Raw genomic sequence first — 4,974 nt, 5'->3', positions numbered from 1 at the left:
TCGATCTTTGAAAACTGAACGAACCAACCAGTACGTCAAACATTCTTTCTATTATATAGAGAGAATTCAAACAAGCACATTCGGTGTGCAAAATGAGCAAGTCAAACACTTTTATGGAGAGTTTGATCCTGGCTCAGGACGAACGCTGGCGGCGTGCCTAATACATGCAAGTCGAGCGCGGGAAGCGAGCTGATCCCTTCGGGGTGACGCTCGTGGAACGAGCGGCGGACGGGTGAGTAACACGTGGGCAACCTGCCTGTAAGATCGGGATAACTCCGGGAAACCGGGGCTAATACCGGGTAACACTTTCTTTCGCATGAAGGAAAGTTGAAAGATGGCTTCTCGCTATCACTTACAGATGGGCCCGCGGCGCATTAGCTAGTTGGTGAGGTAACGGCTCACCAAGGCGACGATGCGTAGCCGACCTGAGAGGGTGAACGGCCACACTGGGACTGAGACACGGCCCAGACTCCTACGGGAGGCAGCAGTAGGGAATCTTCCGCAATGGACGAAAGTCTGACGGAGCAACGCCGCGTGAACGATGAAGGTCTTCGGATCGTAAAGTTCTGTTGTTAGGGAAGAACAAGTACCGTGCGAATAGAGCGGTACCTTGACGGTACCTAACGAGGAAGCCCCGGCTAACTACGTGCCAGCAGCCGCGGTAATACGTAGGGGGCAAGCGTTGTCCGGAATTATTGGGCGTAAAGCGCGCGCAGGCGGTTCCTTAAGTCTGATGTGAAAGCCCACGGCTCAACCGTGGAGGGTCATTGGAAACTGGGGAACTTGAGGACAGAAGAGGAGAGTGGAATTCCACGTGTAGCGGTGAAATGCGTAGATATGTGGAGGAACACCAGTGGCGAAGGCGACTCTCTGGTCTGTTTCTGACGCTGAGGTGCGAAAGCGTGGGTAGCAAACAGGATTAGATACCCTGGTAGTCCACGCCGTAAACGATGAGTGCTAGGTGTTAGGGGGCTTCCACCCCTTAGTGCTGAAGTTAACGCATTAAGCACTCCGCCTGGGGAGTACGGCCGCAAGGCTGAAACTCAAAGGAATTGACGGGGGCCCGCACAAGCGGTGGAGCATGTGGTTTAATTCGAAGCAACGCGAAGAACCTTACCAGGTCTTGACATCCTTGGACCTCCCTAGAGATAGGGATTTCCCTTCGGGGACCAAGTGACAGGTGGTGCATGGTTGTCGTCAGCTCGTGTCGTGAGATGTTGGGTTAAGTCCCGCAACGAGCGCAACCCCTGATCTTAGTTGCCAGCATTCAGTTGGGCACTCTAAGGTGACTGCCGGTGACAAACCGGAGGAAGGCGGGGATGACGTCAAATCATCATGCCCCTTATGACCTGGGCTACACACGTGCTACAATGGATGGTACAAAGGGCAGCGAAGCCGCGAGGTGTAGCAAATCCCATAAAACCATTCTCAGTTCGGATTGCAGGCTGCAACTCGCCTGCATGAAGCCGGAATCGCTAGTAATCGCGGATCAGCATGCCGCGGTGAATACGTTCCCGGGCCTTGTACACACCGCCCGTCACACCACGAGAGTTGGTAACACCCGAAGTCGGTGAGGTAACCTTTTGGAGCCAGCCGCCGAAGGTGGGACCAATGATTGGGGTGAAGTCGTAACAAGGTAGCCGTATCGGAAGGTGCGGCTGGATCACCTCCTTTCTAAGGATTTAGAACGGAAGCGTACTTGGTTGGTTGTTCAGTTTTGAGAGATCGAAAGATTTCTCTGAACTACGTGAACCTTGAAAACTGGATAAGGAATCATCGTATCATCTAACGATGAAACGATTGATGACAAGACATCAAACATCGAAAGTTTTAAACAAACGTCTTTTCACGACGATAGTTAAGTGAATAAGGGCGCACGGTGGATGCCTTGGTACTAGGAGCCGATGAAGGACGGGACTAACACCGATATGCTCCGGCGAGCCGTAAGTAGGCTTTGACCCGGAGATTTCCGAATGGGGAAACCCACTGTTCGTAATGGAGCAGGATCTTATGCTGAATACATAGGTATAAGAAGGCAGACCCGGGGAACTGAAACATCTAAGTACCCGGAGGAAGAGAAAGCAAATGCGATTTCCCAAGTAGCGGCGAGCGAAACGGAATCAGCCCAAACCAAGAGGCTTGCCTCTTGGGGTTGTAGGACACTCCTTTGGAGTTACCAAGGAGGAAGGTAGATGAATCGATCTGGAACGATCAGCCAGAGCAGGTAACAGCCCTGTAGTCGAAACCTTTCTCCCTCCGGAGTGTATCCTGAGTACGGCGGAACACGTGAAATTCCGTCGGAATCCGGGAGGACCATCTCCCAAGGCTAAATACTCCCTAGTGACCGATAGTGAACCAGTACCGTGAGGGAAAGGTGAAAAGCACCCCGGAAGGGGAGTGAAAGAGATCCTGAAACCGTGTGCCTACAAGTAGTCAGAGCCCGTTAATGGGTGATGGCGTGCCTTTTGTAGAATGAACCGGCGAGTTACGACCGTATGCAAGGTTAAGCAGCAGAAGCGGAGCCGCAGCGAAAGCGAGTCTGAATAGGGCGAGTGAGTATGCGGTCGTAGACCCGAAACCGTGTGATCTACCCATGTCCAGGGTGAAGGTCAGGTAACACTGACTGGAGGCCCGAACCCACGCAAGTTGAAAATTGCGGGGATGAGGTGTGGGTAGGGGTGAAATGCCAATCGAACACGGAGATAGCTGGTTCTCTCCGAAATAGCTTTAGGGCTAGCCTCAGAATAGAAAGTCATGGAGGTAGAGCACTGATTGGACGAGGGGCCCCTATCGGGTTACCGAATTCAGTCAAACTCCGAATGCCATAGACTTTGTTCTGGGAGTCAGACTGTGGGTGATAAGGTTCATAGTCGAGAGGGAAACAGCCCAGACCGCCAGCTAAGGTCCCAAAGTGTGTGTTAAGTGGAAAAGGATGTGGAGTTGCTTAGACAACCAGGATGTTGGCTTAGAAGCAGCCATCATTTAAAGAGTGCGTAATAGCTCACTGGTCGAGTGACTCTGCGCCGAAAATGTACCGGGGCTAAACACACCACCGAAGCTGCGGATTGATCGTAGGATCAATGGTAGGAGAGCGTTCTAAGGGCCGTGAAGTCAGACCGTAAGGACTGGTGGAGCGCTTAGAAGTGAGAATGCCGGTATGAGTAGCGAAAAAAGAGTGAGAATCTCTTTCACCGAATGCCTAAGGTTTCCTGAGGAAGGCTCGTCCTCTCAGGGTTAGTCGGGACCTAAGCCGAGGCCGAAAGGCGTAGGCGATGGACAACAGGTTGATATTCCTGTACCACCTCCTTTCCGTTTGAACGACGGGGGGACGCAGGAGGATAAGGAGAGCGTGCCATTGGATGTGCACGTCCAAGCAGTGAGACGGTCGGATAGGCAAATCCGTCCGGCATAACGTCAAGCTGTGATGGGGAGGGAACTATAGTACCGAAGCTCCTGAGTTCACACTGCCAAGAAAATCCTCTAGTGAGGAAAGAGGTGCCCGTACCGCAAACCGACACAGGTAGGCGAGGAGAGGATCCTAAGGTGAGCGGGAGAACTCTCGTTAAGGAACTCGGCAAAATGACCCCGTAACTTCGGGAGAAGGGGTGCTCCTCTGCCGAGGAGCCGCAGTGAAAAGGCCCAAGCGACTGTTTACCAAAAACACAGGTCTCTGCGAAGCCGTAAGGCGAAGTATAGGGGCTGACACCTGCCCGGTGCTGGAAGGTTAAGGGGATGCGTTAGCGTAAGCGAAGCGTTGAACCGAAGCCCCAGTAAACGGCGGCCGTAACTATAACGGTCCTAAGGTAGCGAAATTCCTTGTCGGGTAAGTTCCGACCCGCACGAAAGGTGCAACGACTTGGGCACTGTCTCAACGAGAGACCCGGTGAAATTATACTATGTGTGAAGATGCACATTACCCGCGACAGGACGGAAAGACCCCGTGGAGCTTTACTGTAGCCTGATATTGAATGTTGGTACAGCTTGTACAGGATAGGTAGGAGCCTTAGAAGCCGGAGCGCTAGCTTCGGTGGAGGCGCTGGTGGGATACTACCCTGGCTGTACGGACATTCTAACCCAGGACCGTGATCCGGTCCGGAGACAGTGTCAGGTGGGCAGTTTGACTGGGGCGGTCGCCTCCCAAAGAGTAACGGAGGCGCCCAAAGGTTCCCTCAGAATGGTTGGAAATCATTCGCAGAGTGTAAAGGCACAAGGGAGCTTGACTGCGAGACCTACAAGTCGAGCAGGGACGAAAGTCGGGCTTAGTGATCCGGCGGTACCGCATGGAAGGGCCGTCGCTCAACGGATAAAAGCTACCCCGGGGATAACAGGCTTATCTCCCCCAAGAGTCCACATCGACGGGGAGGTTTGGCACCTCGATGTCGGCTCATCGCATCCTGGGGCTGTAGTCGGTCCCAAGGGTTGGGCTGTTCGCCCATTAAAGCGGTACGCGAGCTGGGTTCAGAACGTCGTGAGACAGTTCGGTCCCTATCCGTCGTGGGCGTTGGAAATTTGAAAGGAGCTGTCCTTAGTACGAGAGGACCGGGATGGACACACCGCTGGTGTACCAGTTGTTCCGCCAGGAGCATAGCTGGGTAGCTACGTGTGGTCGGGATAAGTGCTGAAAGCATCTAAGCATGAAGCCCCCCTTGAGATGAGATTTCCCTTTGCCTTCGAGCAAATAAGATCCCTCAGAGACGATGAGGTTGATAGGTCCGAGGTGGAAGCGTGGTGACACGTGGAGCTGACGGATACTAATGGATCGATGACTTATCTATCTGATCATAGATCGCGTGAAAAACGTTTCTTTCGATAAAGATGTTTCCTTATTCAGTTTTGAGGGTTCACCTCAATAGTATATTGATGTGGTGGTGAAGGCGAAGAGGTCACACCTGTTCCCATGCCGAACACAGCAGTTAAGCTCTTCAGCGCCGATGGTAGTCGGGTAGATCCCCGTGAGAGTAGGACGCTGCCACA

At 53.0% G+C, this 4,974-nt stretch carries 3 rRNA genes; all 3 read left to right on the top strand.

Annotation, left to right across the window (positions count from 1 at the left end):
- Positions 1-110 precede the first annotated feature (110 nt).
- Positions 111-1,674 (top strand): 16S ribosomal RNA (locus D479_RS19700).
- Positions 1,675-1,856: 182 nt separating this feature from the next.
- Positions 1,857-4,775, top strand: a 23S ribosomal RNA gene (locus D479_RS19695).
- Between the two features lie 86 nt (positions 4,776-4,861).
- Positions 4,862-4,974, top strand: a 5S ribosomal RNA gene (rrf, locus tag D479_RS19690); the annotation flags it as partial.

Origin of the sequence: Halobacillus sp. BAB-2008 (assembly GCF_000328325.1) — a bacterium.
GTDB lineage: Bacteria > Bacillota > Bacilli > Bacillales > Halobacillaceae > Halobacillus.
This window is presented reverse-complemented; position numbering and strand designations above follow the sequence as displayed.